We start from the raw sequence: 21,112 nt of genomic DNA on the forward strand, positions 1-21,112 counted from the left end.
TCTGAGGATTACTGTAGAACGAATTTGGCGTTCTGCCAACCATCTCAATAAAAAACTGTTGGGAATCGGATGGGGTGTCTGTGCGTGAGTCAACGCTGCGCCGCTTCGCGGAACCTCACATCAAGACGATATCGTACTGTTCCTGACTCAGATTCGACTCCACCTGCAACGACACCGGCTTGCCGATAAAGTCGATCAGCATCGCCAGATGCTGTGATTCTTCTTCGAGAAAGAGATCGATCACCTGCTGCGAAGCGACCACGCGAAACTCGCGCGGATTGAACTGGCGCGACTCGCGCAGAATCTCGCGCAGCACGTCGTAGCACACGGTGCGCGGTGTCTTGACCTGACCCTTGCCCTGACACACCGGGCAAGGCTCGCACAGCACATGTGCGAGCGATTCGCGGGTGCGCTTGCGCGTCATTTCCACGAGACCCAGTTGCGAAAACCCGTTCACGGTCACGCGCGTCCGGTCGCGCGACAGCGCCTTCTTCAGTTCACCGAGCACCTGTTCGCGATGCTCGACGTTTTCCATATCGATGAAGTCGATGATGATCACGCCGCCCAGATTGCGCAGGCGCAACTGTCGCGCGATGGTGTGCGCGGCTTCAAGGTTGGTCTTGAAGATCGTATCGTCGAAGTTGCGTGCGCCGACGTAGCCGCCGGTGTTCACGTCGATGGTCGTCATCGCTTCGGTCTGGTCGATCACCAGATAGCCGCCCGATTTCAGATCGACGCGCCGCGACAGGGCGCGCTGGATTTCCGTCTCGATGTTGTACAGGTCGAAGAGCGGTCGCTCGCCTGCGTAGTGATGCAGCTTCGACGACACCGCTGGCGTGAACTCCGCTGCGAATTCCGTCAGCATCTGGAACGTTTCGCGTGAATCGACCTGGATGCGCGATGTCTCGTCATTGACGAAGTCGCGCAGCACGCGTTGCGCCAGATTCAGATCCTGATAGAGGAGGCTTGTCGGCGGCAGGCGCTGACCCTGCGCCACGATCGTCGTCCACGTCTTGCGCAGATACGCGACGTCGGCGGCGAGCTCTTCGCTCGTCGAATCTTCGGCGATGGTGCGCACGATATAGCCGCCTTTCTCATCGGCGGGCAGCACGGCGGTCAGGCGCGCACGGATCGCTTCGCGCTCGGCTTCGCTTTCGATCTTCTGCGAGATGCCAATATGCGGTTCCTGCGGCAGATACACGAGCGTACGACCCGCGATACTGACCTGCGTCGAGAGTCGCGCGCCCTTGGTGCCAATCGGATCCTTCACGACCTGCACCATCAGCGACTGACCTTCGAATACGATCTTTTCGATCGGCTGATGCGGCGCCTGATGTTGCGGTTCGCCCGCGATGCGCGGATGCCAGATATCGGCCACATGAAGGAATGCGGCGCGTTCGAGTCCGATATCGATGAAGGCCGATTGCATGCCTGGCAGCACGCGTACCACCTTGCCGAGATACACATTGCCGACGCGGCCACGCGAGAGCGTGCGCTCGACATGAAGCTCCTGCACAGCGCCTTGCTGGACGAGCGCGACGCGCGTTTCCTGGGGCGTGACGTTGATCAGGATTTCTTCATTCATGGTCTTGTTCTAGAAGTCGATGCGCGCTGCACGAAGGAGGGCAGCGGTTTCAAAAAGCGGCAAACCCATGATACCTGAATAGGACCCGTCGATATGCTCGATAAACTCGGCGGCGCGGCCTTGCACGCCGTAAGCGCCAGCCTTGCCGAGCGGCTCGCCGGTGGCGACGTAGCGGCGCAGCGCGTCGGGCTGCACGGCAGCGAAACGCACGCGCGAAGTCGAAAGCACAGCGGGCAGTAACGCGCCGTCCGCAGCGATAACGGCGACTGCGGTCAGTACTTCATGGTCGCGTCCGGCGAGACGTGTGAGCATCGCGACGGCATCATCGGCATCGACGGGTTTGCCGAGGATCGCATCGTCGATCGTGACGGTTGTGTCCGCAACCAGAATCGGCGCGTTCGCATGGCCGCCCGCGACCAGTCGCGCGCGTGCCGCTTCCGCCTTCGCGACGCATACGCGCATCACGTAATGGTGCGCGAGTTCAAGAGGCAGTTCGGCTTCGAGCGCTTCGGCGTCTTCGTCGGGGCGCGGCAGCAGCAATTCGAAGCGCACGCCGAGTTGCTGCAGCAGCTCCTGACGACGCGGACTTTGCGAAGCGAGATAAACGAAGGGATGAAGCGCAGCGGACGACGAAGGCATGTACGGATCTCGTTAATCTCGTTAGAGCAAATCGCATGAGGCGCATGAAAGCGACCGGAGCGAAACGGGACCGTCACACTGTGGGATCGAGGTCAGAGGCTAGCGGTCGCCCGGCGCTCACGCGCGGTGATAGGGATGATTTTGCGTGATGGTCCACGCCCGGTAAAGCTGTTCGGCGAGCAGCACGCGGACCATCGCATGCGGGAGTGTCAGACTGGAGACGCGCAGCATCATATCGGCGCGTGCTTTCAGCTCAGGATCGAGCCCGTCCGCACCGCCGATCAGAAACGCGACGTCGCGCCCATCCTGCTGCCAGCCGGGCAGGGCGCCCGCCAGCTGCATCGTGGTCCAGTCGCGGCCGCGTTCGTCGAGCGCGACGATGCGCGCGTTCTTCGGCAACGCGGCTTCGATCCTGACACGCTCGGCAGCCATCACGCTCCCGGCCGGGCGGCCCGACGAACGCTGCTCCGGCTTGATCTCGCGTAGCTCGATGCGCAGCTCGGGTGGCATGCGCTTCGCGTACTCGTCGAAACCGGTGGCGATCCAGTCCGGCATCTTGTGGCCGACGGCGAGGATATGCAGCTTCACAGCAGCGTCCTGCCAGCGATCAGCGACGGCGTGCCGGTGCCTTGCGTGCGGGCTTCGCGGCCGGCGCTTCGTCTTCTTCCTCGTCGTCGAGCGGCTCGCTTGCGCGGGCGCCGCCGAACGGGTTCGGGGTCGACAGCTTGATGCGCACCGGCTTGTCACCCCAGATTTCCTCGAGGTTGTAGTACTGGCGCAGCGCCGGTTGCAGGATGTGTACGACCGCGTCGCCGCAATCGACCAGCACCCATTCGCCGATGTCCTCGCCCTCGGTGCTGATCACGTCGCCGCCGCTTTCCTTGACCTTTTCACGCACGCTGGAGGCAAGCGACTTGGTCTGCCGGTTCGACGTACCGCTCGCGACAATCACGCGGTCGAACAGCGAGGTCAGATGGGTGGTGTTGAACACCCTGATGTCTTGCCCTTTCACGTCTTCGAGGGCGTCGACGATCACGCGTTGCAGTTTGCGAATATCCATATTTACCGATGGTACAGATGATGTTGAAGAATATAGTCCCACACGGCTTCAGGGACGTGGCTGACTGCGCTGTCCAGGATGTTGCCGCCCGCGTGGTGCTGGAGCCGCTCGCGCAGATGCGAGCGGATGTCGGTGGCCGAAACGTCGAACGCAAGCGTCGTATCGATCAGCAGATGGCCGCAGGGGGTTCCCTGCAAAACTTCCGCGCTGGCCTTGCGCGCGGCGATCTCGTCGGCCACCACTGGCGGGATCGTCGTCAATTCAAAACCGGGCCGCGTCGCTGCGCAGATGTGCGCGTAGTCGAAGAGCCGTTTCCAGTCGCGCCACGTGTCGAGATGCACGAGCTGATCGGCGCCGACCAGGAGCGACAGCGAGACGTCCGCGCCTTCGCGTTCACGCCAGCGTTGCAGCGTATCGACGGTGTAGGTCGGACCGTGGTGCTCGATTTCATCGGTCGCGACGCTCACCTTAACGCCCGGCAGCACGAGCGATCGGGACGCCGCGCGCGTCATCGCGAGCCGGTGTTTGGCCGCCGACACGTCCGCTTTCTGCCACGGCTGGCCCGCGGGCAGCAGCACGAGTTCGGTCAGACGCAACACGTCGGCGAAACGCCGCGCGAGCGCGAGGTGGCCGTCGTGGATCGGATCGAAGGTGCCGCCGAGCAGACCAATCCGGCGAGGCAGCGCGACAGGATGAGCGTTCGGATTCAGGTGCGGGTCCTTTCGTGACGGTGACGGTGCGTTCAGGCTGACTGGCGGGCGACGGCCGGGCTCAGACCCACTCGCGCGGCACGAGAAAATCGGAATACAGGCGCGCTTCCGGCGTGCCCGGCTCGGGCTGCCAGTTATAGCGCCAGTTCACCACAGGCGGCATCGATATCAGGATCGATTCGGTGCGTCCACCGCTTTGTAGCCCAAACAGTGTGCCACGGTCGAAGACCAGGTTGAACTCGACATAACGGCCACGTCGGTACGCCTGGAAATCGCGCTCCGCTTTGCCATACGGTTGCGAACGGCGCTTTTCGATGATCGGCATATACGCCTTCAGGAACGCATCGCCGACGCTTTTCAGCATCTCGAACGAACGGTCAAAGCCAGGTTCAGCGAAGTCGTCGAAGAAAATCCCGCCGATGCCGCGCGTTTCGTTGCGGTGCTTCAGGAAGAAATACTCGTCGCACCATTGCTTGAAGCGCGGGTACAGGTCCGCGCCGTACGGCTGCAGCGAATCGCGGCAAACCTGGTGAAAATGCCGCGCGTCTTCCTCGTAGCCGTAGTAGGGCGTCAGGTCCATGCCGCCGCCGAACCAGAAAACAGGCGCTTCGCCGGGTTTCGTCGCAATCAGCATACGCACGTTCATGTGCACGGTCGGGCAATACGGATTGTGCGGATGCAGCACGAGCGACACGCCCATCGCTTCAAAACCGCGTCCGGCGAGCTGCGGTCGTGCCGCGCTGGCCGAGCCCGGCAATGCATCGCCGGCCACATCCGAAAAACCGATGCCCGCGCGCTCGAAGAAGTTGCCGCCTTCCAGAATCCGCGTGCAGCCGCCGCCGCGCAGCTTCTCGCCGGGCGCGCGCTGCCACGTATCGGTGGCGAAAGGCGTACCGTCGAAAGCGCCGAGTGTATCGGCGATGTGCGTCTGCAGGCCCTGAAGCCACACGCGGACGGCCTGTACGTCACAGGTTGAATCGGTCATGGATGTTGATCTGCGGCCGGATAGTCAGGCCACGGGTTCATGAATGGGCGGTGATGAGGCGGGTGGGGCGTCCGGAAATCCAACCCGGAAATTCTCCCGGGAATTCACCCCGACGCGCCGCCTGAATCGATTTGCAGCGGGCGGCAGAGAGCGCCACCGGTCAAGCCGCTACACCGCGGGACACCCCGAAGTGTAGCGTTCCCTGCGAAGAGCGCCATGCTGCGCTGCGGGTTCAGTGCTTGCGGTTGACCGCGCGATAACCGATGTCGCGACGGTACTGCATGCCGTCGAACGAGATCTGGTTGATCGTTTCGTACGCAACCGACTGCGCGCTGCGCACCGAATCCGCGAGGCCCACCACACACAGCACGCGCCCGCCCGACGTCACGAGCTTGCCGTCCTTCAGTGTCGTGCCTGCGTGGAACGTCACTGAATCGACGGCTTCAGGCGGAATGTCGCCGATGCGGTCGCCCTTCCTCGGCGTGTCCGGATAGTTGTGCGCGGCCAGCACGACGCCGAGCGCCGTCCGGCGATCCCACTCCAGTTCGACCGTATCGAGCGTGCCCGCGATCGCCTGTTCGACGACCTTCGAAAAATCGCCCTTCAGACGCGCCATGATCGGCTGCGTTTCCGGGTCGCCCATGCGGCAGTTGAATTCGAGCGTTTTCGGGTTGCCCTGCGCGTCGATCATCAGGCCGGCGTACAGGAAGCCGGTAAAGCGGATGCCTTCCCTTTCCATCCCACGCACGGTCGGCAGAATGATCTCGCGCATCACGCGAGCATGCAGTTGCGGCGTGACGATCGGCGCGGGCGAGTACGCGCCCATGCCGCCCGTGTTCGGGCCCTGATCGGCGTCCAAGAGACGCTTGTGATCCTGGCTCGATGCGAGCGCCAGCACGTGCTTGCCGTCGACCATCACGATGAAGCTCGCTTCCTCGCCTTCCAGGAATTCTTCGATCACGACGCGCGCGCCGGCATCGCCGAGCTTGTTGTCCGACAGCATCATGTCGACGGCGGTGTGCGCCTCTTCAAGCGTGGTCGCGACCACGACGCCCTTGCCGGCGGCGAGGCCGTCCGCCTTGATGACGATCGGCGCGCCCTTCGAATCCAGATACGCGTGCGCGGCGGCGACATCGGCGAAGGTTTCGTATTCGGCGGTCGGAATCGCGTGACGCTTCATGAAGCCCTTCGCGAAATCCTTCGAGCTTTCGAGCTGCGCAGCTTCCCTCGACGGCCCGAAAATCTTCAGACCACGCGAGCGGAACAGATTCACGATGCCTGCGGCGAGCGGCGTTTCCGGCCCGACCAGCGTGAAGGCGATCTGTTCTTTCTCGACGAAATCCGCAAGCTCGTTCAGATCGGTGATATCGACGTTGCGCAGACGCTCGTCCTGCGCGGTGCCGCCGTTGCCCGGGGCAACGTAGACAAGCTGAACGCGCGGCGACTGCGCGAGCTTCCATGCGAGCGCGTGTTCGCGACCGCCGGACCCGACGACGAGTAACTTCATGTGATTCCCCGAAGACTAAAAAACAGTGACGGCCGACGCGCCTGCGTCAGCCGTGGTTTGCCGCAATAACTGCACTCAACGCAACCGCTGCAGGACGCGCGCGAACCGGGCGGCGCATCGCACAGCAGCCTCGCACAGCGCGGGCGCGGCGCCGGCGGGCGGCGCGCAGAGGGCGCCCGGCCGGCTGTGCCGCGCACCACGCTCATTCGTCGGCGATGGCTGCGTTTGTATAGACTTCCTGCACGTCGTCCAGATTTTCCAGGGCGTCGAGCAGTTTCTGCATTTTTGCCGCGTCGTCGCCGGTGAATTCGACTTCCGTCTGCGGCTTCATCGTGACTTCAGCGACTTCTGCCTTGAAGCCGGCGGCTTCCAGTGCAGCCTTCACCTTCGGGAAATCGTTTGCCGGGCAGACGACTTCGATGCTGCCGTCTTCGTTCGTGACGACATCATCGGCGCCGGCTTCGAGCGCGGCTTCCATCAACTTGTCTTCCGGCGTGCCGGGTGCGAACAGGAACTGGCCGACGTGATCGAACATGAACGACACCGAGCCGTCCGTGCCCATGTTGCCGCCGAACTTCGAGAACGCGTGGCGAACTTCCGCGACGGTGCGCGTGCGGTTGTCGGTCATCGTATCGACAATGATCGCCGCGCCGCCGATGCCGTAGCCTTCGTAGCGGATTTCTTCGTAGTTTGCGCCGTCGACGCCACCCACGCCACGCTGGATCGCGCGGTTGATGTTGTCCTTCGGCATGTTGGCGTCGTACGCCTTGTCGACAGCGAGCCGCAGACGCGGATTCGTGTCGGCATCGCCGCCGCCCATGCGGGCTGCGACCTGAATTTCCTTGATCAGCCGCGTCCAGATCTTGCCGCGTTTGGCATCGGTCGCCGCTTTCTTATGCTTGATGTTGGCCCATTTCGAATGACCCGCCATTACTTTCTCCGTCGCATGCGCCGGACGGGCGCACGCATTAATCCGATTTGTCGATGCGTTTTCGCTGCTTGATCACGCACGCGCGAGGCGCGCTTCACAGGTACGCGAGAGGTTCGAGGCCGGTTCGGGGCCGGTTCGCGCCGCGTGATGAGCGGATTCGAATTTTATCATGCCGGCGCGAGGCGGCAGGGGGTAAGGACGGGGAAATGCCGTCAAACCCCCGGCGCGCAGAGGACGAAGATCGACCCGGTCGCATCGGCGTTCGCGGCGCTGGGCAGGCGCCTCGGGTTTTCCGTGGTGCCGGCCTGACGCCGGCGCCAACCCTCAGTTCTTCGTCCCAAACAACCGGTCGCCGGCATCGCCCAGACCGGGCACGATGTACGCGTGCTCGTTCAGATGCGAATCCAGCGAAGCGACATACAGCTTCACGTCCGGATGCGCGTCCTGGAACACCTGGACGCCCTCCGGCGCGGCCACCAGCGCGAGGAACATGATGTTTTCGCCCGGCACGTTGCGGCGCTTGAGCACATCGACCGCGTGCACCGCCGAATTGCCGGTCGCGACCATCGGATCGCACAGGATGAAGATCCGGTCTTCCAGATCCGGCAGGCGCACCAGATATTCGACCGGCCGGTGATCGTCCGCCCGGTACACGCCGATATGGCCGACGCGCGCCGACGGAATCAGTTCCAGCAGCCCGTCCGACATGCCGATGCCCGCCCGCAGCACCGGCACGATCGCCAGCTTCTTGCCGGCGATCACCGGCGCGTCGATGTCGACCAGCGGCGTCGAGACCGGGCGCGTCGTCATCGGCAGGTTGCGGGTGATTTCGTAGCCCATCAGCAGCGTAATCTCGCGCAGCAGCTCGCGGAACGTGCGTGTCGATGTGTCCCGGTCGCGCATATGCGACAGCTTGTGCTGGATCAGCGGGTGATCGAGGATGAAAAGATTGGGAAAACGGCTGTCCTGTGTCATGGCTGTGGGCGCAAGCGGCGGCAAGAGGGATCGGCTGGCACGTCTGCGGCGCCGGAAAACCGGCCGGCCGCGCGCACCACGGCTGCAAGTTTACCGAAAGTGTCGCCGGAAGATACCGGAGATTGCGAGGCAAGCCCCGGCAGCGCGCCCGCGATTCTTCTAGAATCGGGGCATCAGTACGGCGCGATGGGTGCTACACGAGGCAGACGCGGCGCGCCGGCCCTGGCAAAACCATCATTCCATTTCCCACACTGAACAGAAAGGACACGCACATGGACATGGGCATCGCAGGACGGACCGCGCTGGTGTGCGCGGCGAGCAAGGGTCTCGGGCGCGGCTGCGCCGAAGCGCTCGCCGCCGAAGGCGTGAACCTGGTGATCGTCGCGCGCACGGCGGCGACGCTCGAAGCCACAGCCGCCGACATCCGCAAGAACACGGGCGTCGAGGTCAAAGCGGTCGCCTGCGACATCACCACGGCCGAAGGCCGCGCCGTGGCAATCGCCGCGTGTCCGCAGCCGGATATCCTCGTCAACAACGCGGGCGGCCCGCCGTCGGGCGACTTCCGCCAGTTCACACACGAAGACTGGATTCGCGCGCTCGAAGCCAACATGCTGACGCCGATCGAACTGATGCGCGCGACGATCGACGGCATGATCGGCCGCAATTTTGGACGCATCGTCAATATCACGAGCTCGGCGGTCAAGGCGCCGATCGACGTGCTCGGACTGTCGAACGGCGCGCGCTCGGGGCTGACGGGCTTCGTCGCGGGCCTCGCGCGCAAGGTCGCGCCGCAGGGCGTGACGATCAACAATCTGCTGCCGGGCATGTTCGATACCGACCGCATCGTCACGACGATCGAGGCGCAGGCTAAGGCGCATGACATCTCGATCGAAGAATCGCGCAAGCGCCGGATGGCGGCGATTCCCGTGGGGCGCTTCGGCACGTCCGACGAATTCGGCCGCGCCTGCGCGTTCCTGTGCAGCACCCATGCCGGTTACATTACCGGCCAGAACTGGCTGATCGACGGCGGCGCCTATCCGGGCACGTTCTAGAAAACCGCCGCTGTCGCTGTTCAAGGCTGTCGAAGCAACACCCAACCATAACAACACACTGAGGAGTATCGCTTCATGACAACCCGCGTCGCGCTGATCGCGCACGATCACAAGAAGGATGACATCGTCCAGCTCGCCGGCGAATACGTCGATACGCTCGCGCGTTGCGAACTCGTCGCGACAGGCACGACCGGCTCGCGCATCGCCGCGGCGCACGGTCTGACGGTCGAGCGGATGCTGTCGGGCCCGCACGGCGGCGACCTGCAGATCGGCGCGCAGCTCGCCGAAGGCAAGGTCGACATGGTGATCTTCCTGCGCGACCCCATGACGCCGCAGCCGCACGAACCCGATATCAACGCGCTGGTGCGCGCCTGCGACGTGCACAACATCCCGTGCGCAACGAACATCTCGACCGCGCGGATGATTCTCGACGTGCTGACGCTGCGTCTCACGCAGAAGATCTGACGCCGTCTTTCCCGGACAATTTTCAGGTAAATCGCAACATCAGGAGACAGCATGGCCAAAGCGATCCGATTCGACAAGACGGGCGGCCCGGAAGTGATGAAGTGGGTCGACGTCGAGGTGGGCAAGCCGGGCGAGGGCGAGATCCGTATCAAGCAGCATGCGGTCGGCCTCAACTACATCGACATCTACTTCCGTACGGGCCTGTATCCGCTGCCGCTGCCGGGTGGCCTCGGCATGGAAGCCGCGGGCGAGGTGACGGAAGTCGGCGCGGGCGTGAAGGACGTGAAGGCGGGCGACCGTGTTGCCTACGTCGCGCGTCCACCAGGCGCATATGCGCAGGAGCGCGTGCTGCCCGCCGCGCAGGTCGTGAAGCTGCCGGACGCGATCAGCTATGAAGACGCCGCATCGGTCATGCTGCAAGGCCTGACCGCGCAGTATCTTTTGCGGCGCACGTACCCGGTGAAAGCCGGTGACACGATCCTGATCCAGGCTGCTGCGGGCGGCGTTGGTCTGCTTGCATGCCAGTGGGCGAAAGCGCTGGGCGCGACGGTGATCGGCACGGTCGGCTCCGACGAAAAAGCGGAAATCGCGAAAGCGCACGGCTGCGATCATCCGATCGTCTACACACGCGAGAACTTCACGAAGCGCGTGCGCGAGATCACGAACGGCGCGGGCGTGCCGGTCGTCTACGATTCGATCGGCAAGGACACGTTTACGGCCTCGCTCGACTGCCTCGCGCCACTTGGGATGTTCGTGAGCTTCGGCAACGCATCGGGACCGCTGCCGCCGATCGATTCGTCCGAATTCGCCGGACGGGGTTCGCTGTTCTTCACACGGCCGACACTCTTTACGTACATCGGCAAGCGCGCCGACTATGACGCAATGGCCGCGGAACTCTTCGATGTGCTCGTGACGGGCAAGGTGAAGACGAGCGTGAACCAGCGTTACGCGTTGCCTGATGTGGCAAAGGCGCACGCCGATCTCGAAGGCCGGCGCACGACGGGTTCGACGGTTTTGCTGCCTTGACGTAACGTATGTGACATACGCGACAAAGCAGTAAGAAGCAGTAAAAGCAGAACGCACAAAGGCCGCGCCCCGGAAACCGGGCGCGGCCTTTGTACGTTTACGCGTTTTTTATACGACGACTGACAGCTTTGACCCGTCCTTTACGCCGATCGGCATATCTTGGCAGCCATCCAAAGTCCGTACATGGAGAATTCTAAATGGATGTGCTGTACATCGGGGGCCTGGTGCTTTTCTCAGCGCTGACCTTTGCATTGATCGCCGGCTGCGAGAAGTTGATGCAGTTCCGCCGTGGCCAGGGAGTGCGCTCATGACCTGGATCCTGTGGCTTTCGGGCACGGCAACAGCGTTGCTGTTCGCCTATCTCGTCTATGCGCTGCTGCGCGCGGAGGACATTGAATGAACTCGAACAATGTCCTGCAAAGCGTCCTCTTTCTCGTCGTCCTGCTGGCCGCGGCCGTGCCCGTCTCGCGCTACATCACGAAGGTGATGGATGGCACCTCGCGCGCCGTGCGTTTCGGCGGTCCGATCGAGCGGTTGCTGTATCGCATCGCGGGCGTCGATCCGTCGACGGAAATGAGCTGGAAACATTACGCGATCGCAACGCTCGCGTTCAACGTGTTCGGCGTCGCATTCCTGTACCTGCTGCTGCGCGTGCAGGGCTGGTTGCCGGGCAATCCGCAGCAGTTCAGCGCGATGACCGCCGACGGCGCGTTCAACACGGCCGTCAGCTTTGTCACTAACACGAACTGGCAGGATTACTCGCCGGAACAGACCGTTGGCTATCTCGCGCAGATGCTCGGCTTCACGGTGCAGAACTTCCTGTCTGCGGCAACGGGCATCGTCGTGGTGATCGCGTTGATCCGCGGTTTCGCGCGGCATACGGCGCAGACCATCGGCAACTTCTGGGTCGATATCACGCGGGTCACGATGTACGTGCTCCTGCCGATGTCGATCGTGATCGCCGGGCTGTTCATGAGCCAGGGCGTGATCCAGAACTTCAAGTCGTATCAGGACGTGCCGACGCTGCAAACCACGACCTACGCCGCGCCGAAGCTCGACGCGCAAGGCAATCCGGTGAAGGACGCGAAGGGTAATCCGGTCACGGTCGATACGCCGGTGAAGACGCAGACCATCGCCATGGGTCCGGTGGCTTCGCAGGAAGCGATCAAGATGCTCGGCACGAACGGTGGCGGCTTCTTCAACGGCAACTCGGCGCATCCGTATGAAAACCCGACGCCGTTCGCCAACTTCCTGCAGATCTTCTCGATGCTGCTGATTCCGGCGTCGCTGTGTCTCGTGTTCGGACAGATGATCGCGGACCGCAAGCAGGGCATCGCCGTGCTCGCCGTGATGGCGATCGCGTTTGCTGTCTGCGTGGCCGGTGAAATCGGCTCTGAACAGAGCGGCAATCCGGCGTTGACTGCATTGCACGTCGACCAGTCGGCCAGCGCGCTGCAGGCGGGCGGCAATATGGAAGGCAAGGAAACACGCTTCGGTATCGCGCAGTCCGGCATCTTTACAGTGGCCACGACCGCGGCTTCGTGCGGTGCGGTCAACACCATGCACGATTCACTGACACCGCTCGGCGGCCTGATTCCGATGCTGCTGATCCAGCTCGGCGAAGTGATCTTCGGTGGCGTCGGTTCCGGTCTATACGGGATGCTCGTATTCGCGCTGCTCGCCGTGTTCGTCGCGGGGCTGATGATCGGCCGCACGCCGGAATACGTCGGCAAGAAGATCGAATCGTACGAGATGAAGATGGTGTCGATCGTCGTGCTGCTGACGCCGCTGCTCGTGCTCGTCGGCACCTCGATCGCGGTGCTCACGGATGCAGGCAGGGCCGGTATCGCGAACCCCGGTGCGCACGGTTTCTCCGAAATCCTCTACGCGTTCAGTTCCGCTGCGAACAACAACGGCAGCGCATTCGCTGGCCTGACTGTGAGCACGCCGTTCTACAACTGGCTCCTCGGTATCGCGATGTGGTTTGGCCGCTTCGGCTCGATCGTGCCGGTGCTGGCGATTGCCGGTTCGCTCGCCGCGAAGAAGCGCATCGCCGTAACGGGCGGCACGCTGCCGACGCACGGTCCGCTGTTCGTGGTCCTGCTGCTGGGCACCGTGCTGCTGGTAGGCGCGCTGACGTATGTGCCTGCCCTTGCGCTCGGGCCCGGTGTCGAACATCTGATGATGATCGTCGGCCATTGATGTGGCATTTCACTGGAATTCGGACAAAAGAAAATGACTGACCATTCTGCAACCCGGTCCATGTTCGACCCGGCGCTGGTGCGCCCGGCGATCGCGGACTCTTTCAGAAAACTCACGCCGCGCACGCAGTTCCGCAACCCCGTGATGTTTTGTGTGTACGTCGGCAGCATCCTGACGACGATCCTCTGGATCGCCGCGCTAGCCGGCGAGGCCGAGGCGCCCGCGGGCTTCATTCTCGCGATCACGCTGTGGCTGTGGTTCACGGTGCTGTTCGCGAACTTCGCGGAGGCGCTGGCTGAAGGCCGTTCGAAGGCCCAGGCCGCGTCGCTGCGTAGCGCGAAGAAAGACGTGATGGCGAAGAAGCTCAACGAGCCGCATCCGAAGTCGCCGATCCGCATCATGACGGCTACCGATCTGCGCCGCGGAGACGTCGTGCTGGTCGAAACCGGCGACGTGATTCCGGCCGATGGCGAAGTGATCGAAGGCGTCGCATCGGTCGACGAATCGGCGATCACGGGCGAATCCGCACCGGTGATCCGCGAGTCGGGCGGCGACTTCTCGTCGGTGACGGGCGGCACGCGCGTGCTGTCGGACTGGATCGTCGTGCGTGTCACCGCGAATCCGGGTGAGGCGTTCCTCGACCGCATGATCGCGATGGTCGAAGGCGCAAAGCGTCAGAAGACGCCGAACGAAATCGCCCTGACGATCCTGCTCGTCGCGCTGACGATCGTGATGCTGCTCGCCACCGCGACGCTGCTGCCGTTCTCGATGTTCTCCGTCGAAGCCGCGAAGATGGGTCACGTGGTGACGATTACGGCGCTGGTCGCGCTGCTGGTGTGCCTGATCCCGACCACCATCGGCGGTCTGTTGTCCGCGATCGGCGTGGCCGGCATGAGCCGCATGATGCAGGCCAACGTGATCGCCACCTCGGGCCGCGCGGTGGAAGCCGCCGGCGACGTCGACGTGCTGCTGCTCGACAAGACCGGCACGATCACGCTGGGCAACCGTCAGGCGTCGCTGTTCCTGCCTGCGCCGGGTGTGACGGAAGAAGCGCTCGCAGATGCCGCGCAACTGTCGTCGCTTTCCGACGAAACGCCGGAAGGCCGCAGCATCGTCGTGCTCGCGAAACAGCGCTTCAACATCCGCCAGCGCGACCTGGCAACGCTGCATCCGGTGTTTCTCTCGTTCAGCGCGCAGACCCGGATGAGCGGTGTCGACCTGTCCCCCACGGGGACTTCCTCCGGGGCGCCGGGCCGCGAGATCCGCAAGGGCGCCGCCGATGCCATCAAGCACTACGTCGAAGCCCATGGCGGCCGTTATCCGACTGAAGTCAGCAACGCCGTCGCCGAAGTTGCACGCCGTGGCAGCACGCCGCTCGTCGTTGCCGAACAGGTCGAAGGCGCTGCACGCGTGCTGGGCGTGATCGAACTGAAGGACGTGGTGAAGGGCGGCATCAAGGAACGCTTTGCCGAACTGCGCAAGATGGGCATCAAGACGGTGATGGTGACCGGCGACAATCGTCTGACCGCCGCGGCCATCGCAGCCGAAGCGGGCGTCGACGATTTCCTCGCCGAAGCCACGCCGGAAGCGAAGCTGTCGACGATCCGCGCGCACCAGGCCGAAGGGCGTCTTGTCGCGATGACCGGCGACGGCACCAACGACGCCCCGGCGCTCGCGCAGGCCGACGTCGCGGTGGCGATGAACACCGGCACGCAGGCCGCGAAGGAAGCCGGCAACATGGTCGACCTCGATTCGAATCCGACCAAGCTGATCGAGATCGTTGAAATCGGCAAGCAGATGCTGATGACGCGCGGTTCGCTCACGACGTTCTCGATTGCCAACGACGTCGCCAAGTACTTCGCGATCATCCCGGCCGCGTTTGCAACGACGTATCCGCAACTGCGGGTGCTCGACGTGATGCATTTGAGCTCGCCGTCGTCGGCCATTCTTTCAGCGGTGATTTTCAACGCGCTGATCATCGTTGCGCTGATTCCGCTTGCGCTCAAAGGCGTGAAGTACCGGCCGCTTGGCGCCGCGTCGCTGCTGCGCCGCAATCTGCTGGTGTACGGGCTGGGCGGCATCCTGCTGCCGTTCCCGTTCATCAAGCTGATCGACATGGTTCTGAACGCATTCGGCTGGGTTTAACCAGACCCGGTCTAAAGGGAATTACTCATCATGAAATCGTTATTTCGTCCGCTGATCGTGATCTTTGCCGTACTCACCGCGGTCACGGGTCTCGCTTATCCCGCTGTCATGACCGCGGTGGGGCAGGCTGCGTTCAACGATCAGGCCAACGGCAGTCTCGTCGAGGCGAACGGAAAGGTGGTCGGCTCGAAGCTGATCGGCCAGCAGTTCGATGCGCCGCAGTACTTCTGGGGCCGTCTGTCGGCAACGTCGCCGATGCCGTACAACGCGCAGGGTTCGTCCGGCTCCAATCTCGGCCCGCTCAACCCGGCGCTCACCGATGAAGTCAAGGGCCGCATCGATGCACTGAAGGCGGCCGGTACCGACATGTCGCAGCCGGTGCCGGTCGATCTGGTGACGTCGTCGGGCAGCGGTCTCGATCCTGAGATCAGCCCGGCTGCGGCGGCGTATCAGATCGACCGCGTCGCGAAAGCGCGCAAGATGAATGTGAACGACGTGCAGGCGCTGGTGGACCGTTATACAAGTGGCCGTCAGTTCGGCATCCTGGGCGAGGCGCGCGTGAACGTGCTGCAATTGAATCTCGCGCTCGACGCTGAGCATCACGGATAAGGTTTTGACGAGAGGCGTGCAGGTGCAGGTGGGGGCGGCGCTGCGGCGCCGCCTTTTGTCTTTCCCACTGAAAGCCCTCAAATTGCAGTTGTCTTGCCGGCGTGCGACCATGCACGGATGACCCGCCGTTCGCGCGCACGCCGCGGCGGCAACATTAAAACGACCACGCATGAACCGACCCGATCCCGACGCGCTCCTCGACAAGCTGCAACGCGAGGAAGCCAGAAGCCTGCGCGGCAAGCTGAAGATTTTCTTCGGCGCGTCGGCGGGCGTGGGGAAAACGTATGCGATGTTGCAGGCCGCGCGCCGCCGCGCCGACGAAGGCGTCGATGTGGTCGTGGGCATTGCGGAGACGCACGGGCGCACGGAGACCGCGGCGCTGCTCGATGGCCTCGATGTGCTGCCGCTCGCGCCCATCGAATATCGTGGCCGCAAGCTCGGCGAATTCGATCTGGACGCTGCGATCGCCCGCAAACCGCAACTGATCCTCGTCGACGAACTCGCGCATTCGAACGTACCGGGCGCACGGCATCTGAAGCGCTGGCAGGATGTCCACGAACTGCTCGATGCCGGCATCGATGTCTACACGACAGTCAACGTCCAGCATCTGGAAAGCCTCAACGATGTGGTGGGCGCGATTACCGGCATCCGCGTGTGGGAGACAGTGCCCGACCGCGTGTTCGATGGCGCCGACGAAGTGACGCTTGTCGATCTGCCCGCCGAAGAACTGCTCGACCGGATGCGTGACGGCAAGGTGTATCTGCCGCAGCAGGCCGAGCGCGCGGTGCGCAATTTCTTTCGCAAGGGCAACCTGATCGCGTTGCGCGAACTGGCGTTGCGGCGCACGGCGGATCGCGTCGATGCGCAGATGCGCGAGTATCGCGCCGACCGTTCGATCCAGCGCATCTGGCAGGCGCGCGAACGGCTACTTGTCTGCGTCGGGCCGGGACCGGAAGCGCCGACGCTCGTGCGCGGCGCCGCGCGTCTCGCCGCCAGCCTCAGGGCCGACTGGATCGCCGTCTATGTGGAAACGCCGAAGCTGCAACGCCTGCCCGATGCGCGCCGCGAACGCACGCTCAACGCGTTGAAGCTTGCCGCGGAGATGGGCGCGGAAACCGCGACGCTCGCCGGTAACGATGCCGTCGCTGCGCTGATTGGCTATGCACGCGTGCGTAACGTGTCGAAGCTGGTTGCGGGCGCTTCGTCGCGCTCGGGATTCACACGCTGGATCCGTCGGCCGCTGGGTGACCGGATTGCGGAACGCGCGGGCGATCTCGATCTGACGTTGATCCGTGCGGCGAGCGAGAGCGCTGGAAGCGAACGTCGCAGACCGCTCGATGCCGGCGCAAGCGCCTGGCGCGACGCATTGAGCGCGGCCCGCGAGCGACGCTCGCCGCCGGCTGCGTATGGGTGGGCGCTGGCGATCTGCGCGGTCATCACGCTGGTCGCGAGCCAGCTTGAGAATCGCATCGATCTGACGAACCTCGTCATGCTGTATCTGCTCGGCGTGATTTTCGCGGCGGCGAAACTGGGCCGCGGCCCGGGCGTCGTGCTGTCGTTCCTGAGTGTGGCTGCGTTCGATTTCTTCTTTGTGCCGCCGCGCATGTCGCTGTCCGTGACGGATACGCAATATCTGCTGACGTTCTTCGGCATGCTGCTGACGTCGCTCGTGATCAGCCATCTGACGTCGAGCCTGCGGCGCGAGGCGAGTGTGGCGCGGCGGCGCGAGCAGCGCACGGGCGCGATGTACGAGATGGCGCGCGAGCTCGCCGCCGCGCTTGCGACGGAACAGATCGTCGGCATCGGTAGCCGGCACGTGAGCGACGTGTTCCGGGCGCGTGTCGCGATCCTGCTGCCGGACAGCGCCGATCAGGTGAAGCAGAAGATCGAGGAAACCGACGCCGCCATCACGCTGGAGGGCGCCGCGCTCGATATCGACGTCGGGCAGTGGGTCTACGACCAGCAGAAGCCGGCCGGCCACGGCACCGATACGTTGCCGGCGGCCACGGCGCTGTATCTGCCGTTGAAAGCGCCGATGCGCACGCGTGGCGTGCTCGCCGTCGTGACGCACGACGAGCGTGAACTCGACGTGCCTGAACAGCAGCGCATGCTCGACGCGTTCGCCGCCCAGATTGCGCTGGCGCTCGAACGCGTGCATTACGTCGACATCGCACGCGATGCGCTGGTGAACATGGAATCGGAGCGCCTGCGCAATTCACTGCTGTCGGCGATCTCGCACGATCTGCGCACGCCGCTCACGGCCATCGTCGGTTTTTCGTCGATGCTGGCGCAGTCGCGTGAATCGAACGTCGAGCCGAAACCGGGCGATGACCTCGTGGAATCGATTCACGAAGAAGCGCTGCGGATGACCGGCATCGTCACGAATCTGCTCGACATGGCGCGGCTCCAGGCGGGCGGGCTGCAGCTGAACCGTCAATGGTCGCTGCTCGAAGAGACGGTCGGTGCCGCGCTGCGTGCGTGTCGTCGCGTGCTGGCGCGGCATCCGGTGCAGGTGAAGTTGCCGCTCGATCTGCCGTTGCTTCAACTCGATGCCGTGTTGATGGAGCGTCTCTTTTCGAACCTGTTCGAAAACGCCGCGAAATACGCGCCTCTGGATACGCCGCTCGCGATCGGCGCCGAGCGCATCGAAGAAGACGGTAAACCGTTCGTGCGCGTGAGCGTCGACGACGCCGGCCCCGGTTTGCCGGCCGGCATGGAAGCGCGCGTGTTCGAGAAATTCACGCGCGGCGAGAAGGAATCGGCGAAGCCGGGCATCGGGCTCGGCCTTGCAATCTGCCGTGCGATCGTCGATGCGCACGGCGGTACAATCGGCGCGTTCAATCGCGTGGCGTCCGACGGACGGATCGAAGGCGCGCGCTTCTGGTTCACGCTGCCGGTTGAAACGCCGCCGCCGTCGCCCGAAGGAACGGATGCGCTGGAGTCACTTGAATCGCTTGAATCGCTTGAATCGTTCAATGCGCCTGACGTGATCGAAGACGAAGCCGCATTGAAGACATCGAAAGGCACGCCGCCCGCGAGCGCATCAGCCGTGTCACAGTCCACCATTGCGCACGAAACCGCGGCCGAACCCAAGCCGACTCCAAAGCCCGCCCATGAGTGACCCGAGCATCACCGTCGTCCTGATCGAAGACGAAAAGCAGATCCGCCGGTTCGTGCGCACGTCGCTGGAAGGCGAGGGCATGGCGGTCTATGACGCGGAGACTGGCAAGCAGGGGCTCGTGGAAGCGGCCACGCGCAAACCCGATCTGGTGATCGTCGACCTCGGCCTGCCGGACACGGACGGCCTCGACGTGATCCGCGAACTGCGCGGCTGGAGCGAACTGCCGATCATCGTGCTGTCGGCGCGTACGCAGGAAAGCGAAAAAGTCGCCGCCCTCGACGCGGGCGCCGACGATTACCTGACGAAGCCATTCGGTGTATCGGAACTGCTCGCGCGGATTCGCGCCCACATGCGCCGGCGCAATCACGGCGGCGCGAACGAATCACCGCAGATCCATTTCGGCGAGATCACGGTCGATCTGGCATTGCGTCAGGTCACACGCGAGGGTGCGCCGGTCCACCTGACGCCGCTCGAATACCGCCTGCTGGCAACGCTCGTGCGCCACGCCGGCCGCGTGCTGACGCATCGCCAGTTGCTGCGCGATGTGTGGGGGCCGTCGCACGTCGAAAGTCATCACTATCTGCGCATCTACATGGCGCATCTGCGGCAGAAACTGGAGCGCGACCCGGCCCAGCCCGAACATATCGTGACGGAAACGGGTGTGGGCTACCGGCTGGTCGGCGCCAGCTGATCATATGTTTCTGGATATACCGGACCTGCACGGTCAGATTCATCTTGATATAATTACAGACGTGTAAGGACGACCTTGCACGTTCTGTTCAGCGGGGACGACCCCATTTCATACATGGAGGTCCCTCGTGTCCTGGATTCTTCTTTTGATTGCCGGTTTGCTGGAAGTCGCGTGGGCGGCCGGTCTCAAATCCTCCGAAGGTTTCACCCGCTTCTGGCCGTCGGCGTTCACGATCGTGACGGCGCTCGGCAGCTTCGTCCTCCTCGCGATGGCCATGCGCCAGTTGCCGCTCGGCACGGCTTACGCCGTCTGGACGGGGATCGGCGCGGTTGGCGCCTTCATCTTCGGCATCGTGATGCTGGGCGAAGCGCTGAGCGTGGCGCGCGTCGTCAGCGCGGCGCTGATCGTCTTTGGTCTCGTCGGGCTGAAGCTGTCGTCGGGGCACTGAGCGCATCGGGTGCCCGTTCGTCGACCGTTCTGACGAGTGGGCATCGCGCAACGTTGGCCTAAGGTCCAGGTCGGTCATTCAGCGGGCTGCGAATCAACGTGGCTATAATGAACCCAGATCCAGTCACAAATAGCCTCGCGCGGCTGGTCTGGCGTCGCTTCGGGTCTGATTGACCGCTCTGGCGCAGCGAGATCCGTCATCGTGCCGGCCAGCGCATTTGCCATGCACGTCGCCATTACGGCGCGTGCGAGCGTGAAGCACGGCACGCGCAGCGCGTCAGGAGGCAACCATGCTTGAACCACTTTCGCTCGCAGCAGGCCTCTCATGGGGCAGCGGCTTGCGCCTCTATCTGACCGTGTTGCTGGCGGGTGTCTTCGAACGGCTCGGTCTTATCCATCTTCCCGAAACGCTTTCCGTGCTGTCGTCGCCGTGGGTGATCGGCGCGGCCGCGATCCTGACCGTTGCTGAATTTCTCGCCGACAAGATTCCTGCGGTCGATTCCCTGTGGGACGCGATTCACACGTTCATCCGCATTCCTGCTGGCGCGATGCTCGCTGTTGGCGCGCTCGGTCACGCCGATCCGGCGCTGCTGACAGTCGCGGCGCTCGCCGGCGGCACGCTCGCCGGCACTGCGCATCTGGCCAAGGCGGGCACACGCGCGCTGATCAATCTGTCGCCGGAACCGGTGTCGAATGTGGTGGCTTCGTCGGCGGAAGATGGGCTTGTGTTCGGCGGCCTGCTGCTCGCGCTCTTCGTGCCGTTTCTGTTCCTGCTGCTGCTGACCGGCTTCCTGATGGCGGCCGCGTGGGCGTTGCCGCGCTTGTGGCGCGGCGTGCAGGGCGGCTTTCGCGGGATGGCGAACCACATGGTGTCGCGCCTTGTCAGGAGCCGGCACGATTGAGCGATTCGCAGCGCATTTCGATCAGCATTCCGGCAGGCGAAAGGGCAGCGCGACGGTTCA

21 protein-coding genes are annotated in these 21,112 nt (G+C 63.8%); 12 read left to right on the top strand and 9 right to left on the bottom strand.

Features of this window, described 5'->3' with window-relative positions; all coding sequences use genetic code 11:
* Window positions 1–115: 115 nt before the first annotated feature.
* The 9 genes from rng to upp all read right to left on the bottom strand — a co-directional run bounded on the left by rng (window position 116) and on the right by upp (window position 8,392).
* Entirely contained in the window at window positions 116–1,585 is a 1,470-nt protein-coding gene (rng, locus tag P3T21_RS21400) for a ribonuclease G (protein WP_429257945.1), read from the bottom strand.
* A 9-nt stretch (window positions 1,586–1,594) separates the two neighbouring features.
* Window positions 1,595–2,224: a Maf family protein gene (locus P3T21_RS21405; RefSeq protein ID WP_429257946.1), complete on the bottom strand. Its 630-nt coding sequence runs from the start codon at window positions 2,222–2,224 to the stop codon at window positions 1,595–1,597.
* Between the two features lie 117 nt (window positions 2,225–2,341).
* Window positions 2,342–2,812 (bottom strand): 23S rRNA (pseudouridine(1915)-N(3))-methyltransferase RlmH, encoded by a 471-nt coding sequence (gene rlmH, locus P3T21_RS21410; protein WP_429257947.1) that lies wholly within the window; start codon window positions 2,810–2,812, stop codon window positions 2,342–2,344.
* A gap of 19 nt (window positions 2,813–2,831) precedes the next feature.
* Window positions 2,832–3,284, bottom strand: a complete 453-nt coding sequence (rsfS, locus tag P3T21_RS21415; protein WP_429257948.1) for a ribosome silencing factor — start codon at window positions 3,282–3,284, stop codon at window positions 2,832–2,834.
* A 2-nt stretch (window positions 3,285–3,286) separates the two neighbouring features.
* Window positions 3,287–4,030 carry a nicotinate-nucleotide adenylyltransferase gene (locus tag P3T21_RS21420; RefSeq protein WP_429258034.1) on the bottom strand — a complete coding sequence of 248 codons (744 nt, stop codon included), beginning with the start codon at window positions 4,028–4,030 and terminating at the stop codon, window positions 3,287–3,289.
* Window positions 4,031–4,055: 25 nt separating this feature from the next.
* A complete protein-coding gene (gene hemF, locus P3T21_RS21425; RefSeq protein ID WP_429257949.1) occupies window positions 4,056–4,979 on the bottom strand; it encodes an oxygen-dependent coproporphyrinogen oxidase in 924 nt (307 codons plus the stop codon).
* 232 nt (window positions 4,980–5,211) lie between these two features.
* Window positions 5,212–6,486, bottom strand: a complete 1,275-nt coding sequence (purD, locus tag P3T21_RS21430; protein ID WP_429257950.1) for a phosphoribosylamine--glycine ligase — start codon at window positions 6,484–6,486, stop codon at window positions 5,212–5,214.
* 202 nt (window positions 6,487–6,688) lie between these two features.
* Complete coding sequence (locus tag P3T21_RS21435; RefSeq protein ID WP_429257951.1) at window positions 6,689–7,417, bottom strand: YebC/PmpR family DNA-binding transcriptional regulator; 729 nt, start codon at window positions 7,415–7,417, stop codon at window positions 6,689–6,691.
* A gap of 324 nt (window positions 7,418–7,741) precedes the next feature.
* Window positions 7,742–8,392 carry a uracil phosphoribosyltransferase gene (gene upp, locus P3T21_RS21440; RefSeq protein WP_429257952.1) on the bottom strand — a complete coding sequence of 217 codons (651 nt, stop codon included), beginning with the start codon at window positions 8,390–8,392 and terminating at the stop codon, window positions 7,742–7,744.
* A gap of 272 nt (window positions 8,393–8,664) precedes the next feature.
* Here upp and P3T21_RS21445 point away from each other — a divergent pair, with 272 nt between their 5' ends.
* From P3T21_RS21445 to P3T21_RS21500, 12 genes are all read left to right on the top strand, one after another.
* A complete protein-coding gene (locus P3T21_RS21445; RefSeq protein WP_429257953.1) occupies window positions 8,665–9,444 on the top strand; it encodes an SDR family oxidoreductase in 780 nt (259 codons plus the stop codon).
* A 75-nt stretch (window positions 9,445–9,519) separates the two neighbouring features.
* The gene (locus tag P3T21_RS21450; RefSeq protein WP_429257954.1) at window positions 9,520–9,909 is read left to right on the top strand and encodes a methylglyoxal synthase; all 390 of its coding nucleotides are present in this window, start codon (window positions 9,520–9,522) and stop codon (window positions 9,907–9,909) included.
* Window positions 9,910–9,960: 51 nt separating this feature from the next.
* Entirely contained in the window at window positions 9,961–10,935 is a 975-nt protein-coding gene (locus tag P3T21_RS21455) for a quinone oxidoreductase family protein (protein ID WP_429257955.1), read from the top strand.
* 197 nt (window positions 10,936–11,132) lie between these two features.
* Window positions 11,133–11,246 (top strand): potassium ABC transporter ATPase, encoded by a 114-nt coding sequence (locus tag P3T21_RS21460; protein WP_429257956.1) that lies wholly within the window; start codon window positions 11,133–11,135, stop codon window positions 11,244–11,246.
* A complete protein-coding gene (gene kdpF, locus P3T21_RS21465) occupies window positions 11,243–11,335 on the top strand; it encodes a K(+)-transporting ATPase subunit F (protein ID WP_429257957.1) in 93 nt (30 codons plus the stop codon). Before P3T21_RS21460 ends, kdpF begins: the two co-directional genes overlap by 4 nt.
* Window positions 11,332–13,137, top strand: a complete 1,806-nt coding sequence (gene kdpA, locus P3T21_RS21470; protein WP_429257958.1) for a potassium-transporting ATPase subunit KdpA — start codon at window positions 11,332–11,334, stop codon at window positions 13,135–13,137. The genes kdpF and kdpA overlap by 4 nt, the downstream gene beginning before the upstream one ends.
* Window positions 13,138–13,170: 33 nt before the next feature.
* A complete protein-coding gene (gene kdpB, locus P3T21_RS21475; protein WP_429257959.1) occupies window positions 13,171–15,282 on the top strand; it encodes a potassium-transporting ATPase subunit KdpB in 2,112 nt (703 codons plus the stop codon).
* 30 nt (window positions 15,283–15,312) lie between these two features.
* Window positions 15,313–15,891: a potassium-transporting ATPase subunit KdpC gene (kdpC, locus tag P3T21_RS21480; protein ID WP_429257960.1), complete on the top strand. Its 579-nt coding sequence runs from the start codon at window positions 15,313–15,315 to the stop codon at window positions 15,889–15,891.
* Window positions 15,892–16,060: 169 nt separating this feature from the next.
* Window positions 16,061–19,012, top strand: a complete 2,952-nt coding sequence (locus tag P3T21_RS21485; RefSeq protein ID WP_429257961.1) for a DUF4118 domain-containing protein — start codon at window positions 16,061–16,063, stop codon at window positions 19,010–19,012.
* Entirely contained in the window at window positions 19,005–19,703 is a 699-nt protein-coding gene (gene kdpE, locus P3T21_RS21490) for a two-component system response regulator KdpE (protein ID WP_429257962.1), read from the top strand. Before P3T21_RS21485 ends, kdpE begins: the two co-directional genes overlap by 8 nt.
* Window positions 19,704–19,830: 127 nt before the next feature.
* On the top strand, window positions 19,831–20,151 hold the full coding sequence (sugE, locus tag P3T21_RS21495; protein ID WP_429257963.1) for a quaternary ammonium compound efflux SMR transporter SugE: 321 nt from the start codon (window positions 19,831–19,833) through the stop codon (window positions 20,149–20,151).
* 289 nt (window positions 20,152–20,440) lie between these two features.
* Window positions 20,441–21,052: a DUF4126 domain-containing protein gene (locus P3T21_RS21500; protein WP_429257964.1), complete on the top strand. Its 612-nt coding sequence runs from the start codon at window positions 20,441–20,443 to the stop codon at window positions 21,050–21,052.
* Window positions 21,053–21,112 lie beyond the last annotated feature (60 nt).

Origin of the sequence: Paraburkholderia sp. GAS334 (assembly GCF_050436625.1) — a bacterium.
GTDB lineage: Bacteria > Pseudomonadota > Gammaproteobacteria > Burkholderiales > Burkholderiaceae > Paraburkholderia.

Excerpts from the sequence above, each read along its gene's own strand:
- purD (WP_429257950.1), bottom strand. The coding sequence starts at position 6,486 with ATGAAGTTACTCGTCGTCGGGTCCGGCGGTCGCGAACACGCGCTCGCA.
- P3T21_RS21445 (WP_429257953.1), top strand. The coding sequence starts at position 8,665 with ATGGACATGGGCATCGCAGGACGGACCGCGCTGGTGTGCGCGGCGAGC.
- rng (WP_429257945.1), bottom strand. The coding sequence starts at position 1,585 with ATGAATGAAGAAATCCTGATCAACGTCACGCCCCAGGAAACGCGCGTC.
- kdpB (WP_429257959.1), top strand. The coding sequence starts at position 13,171 with ATGACTGACCATTCTGCAACCCGGTCCATGTTCGACCCGGCGCTGGTG.
- P3T21_RS21450 (WP_429257954.1), top strand. The coding sequence starts at position 9,520 with ATGACAACCCGCGTCGCGCTGATCGCGCACGATCACAAGAAGGATGAC.
- kdpC (WP_429257960.1), top strand. The coding sequence starts at position 15,313 with ATGAAATCGTTATTTCGTCCGCTGATCGTGATCTTTGCCGTACTCACC.
- kdpF (WP_429257957.1), top strand. The coding sequence starts at position 11,243 with ATGACCTGGATCCTGTGGCTTTCGGGCACGGCAACAGCGTTGCTGTTC.
- P3T21_RS21405 (WP_429257946.1), bottom strand. The coding sequence starts at position 2,224 with ATGCCTTCGTCGTCCGCTGCGCTTCATCCCTTCGTTTATCTCGCTTCG.
- hemF (WP_429257949.1), bottom strand. The coding sequence starts at position 4,979 with ATGACCGATTCAACCTGTGACGTACAGGCCGTCCGCGTGTGGCTTCAG.
- P3T21_RS21460 (WP_429257956.1), top strand. The coding sequence starts at position 11,133 with ATGGATGTGCTGTACATCGGGGGCCTGGTGCTTTTCTCAGCGCTGACC.
- kdpA (WP_429257958.1), top strand. The coding sequence starts at position 11,332 with ATGAACTCGAACAATGTCCTGCAAAGCGTCCTCTTTCTCGTCGTCCTG.
- kdpE (WP_429257962.1), top strand. The coding sequence starts at position 19,005 with ATGAGTGACCCGAGCATCACCGTCGTCCTGATCGAAGACGAAAAGCAG.
- P3T21_RS21435 (WP_429257951.1), bottom strand. The coding sequence starts at position 7,417 with ATGGCGGGTCATTCGAAATGGGCCAACATCAAGCATAAGAAAGCGGCG.
- upp (WP_429257952.1), bottom strand. The coding sequence starts at position 8,392 with ATGACACAGGACAGCCGTTTTCCCAATCTTTTCATCCTCGATCACCCG.
- rsfS (WP_429257948.1), bottom strand. The coding sequence starts at position 3,284 with ATGGATATTCGCAAACTGCAACGCGTGATCGTCGACGCCCTCGAAGAC.
- P3T21_RS21500 (WP_429257964.1), top strand. The coding sequence starts at position 20,441 with ATGCTTGAACCACTTTCGCTCGCAGCAGGCCTCTCATGGGGCAGCGGC.
- P3T21_RS21455 (WP_429257955.1), top strand. The coding sequence starts at position 9,961 with ATGGCCAAAGCGATCCGATTCGACAAGACGGGCGGCCCGGAAGTGATG.
- P3T21_RS21485 (WP_429257961.1), top strand. The coding sequence starts at position 16,061 with ATGAACCGACCCGATCCCGACGCGCTCCTCGACAAGCTGCAACGCGAG.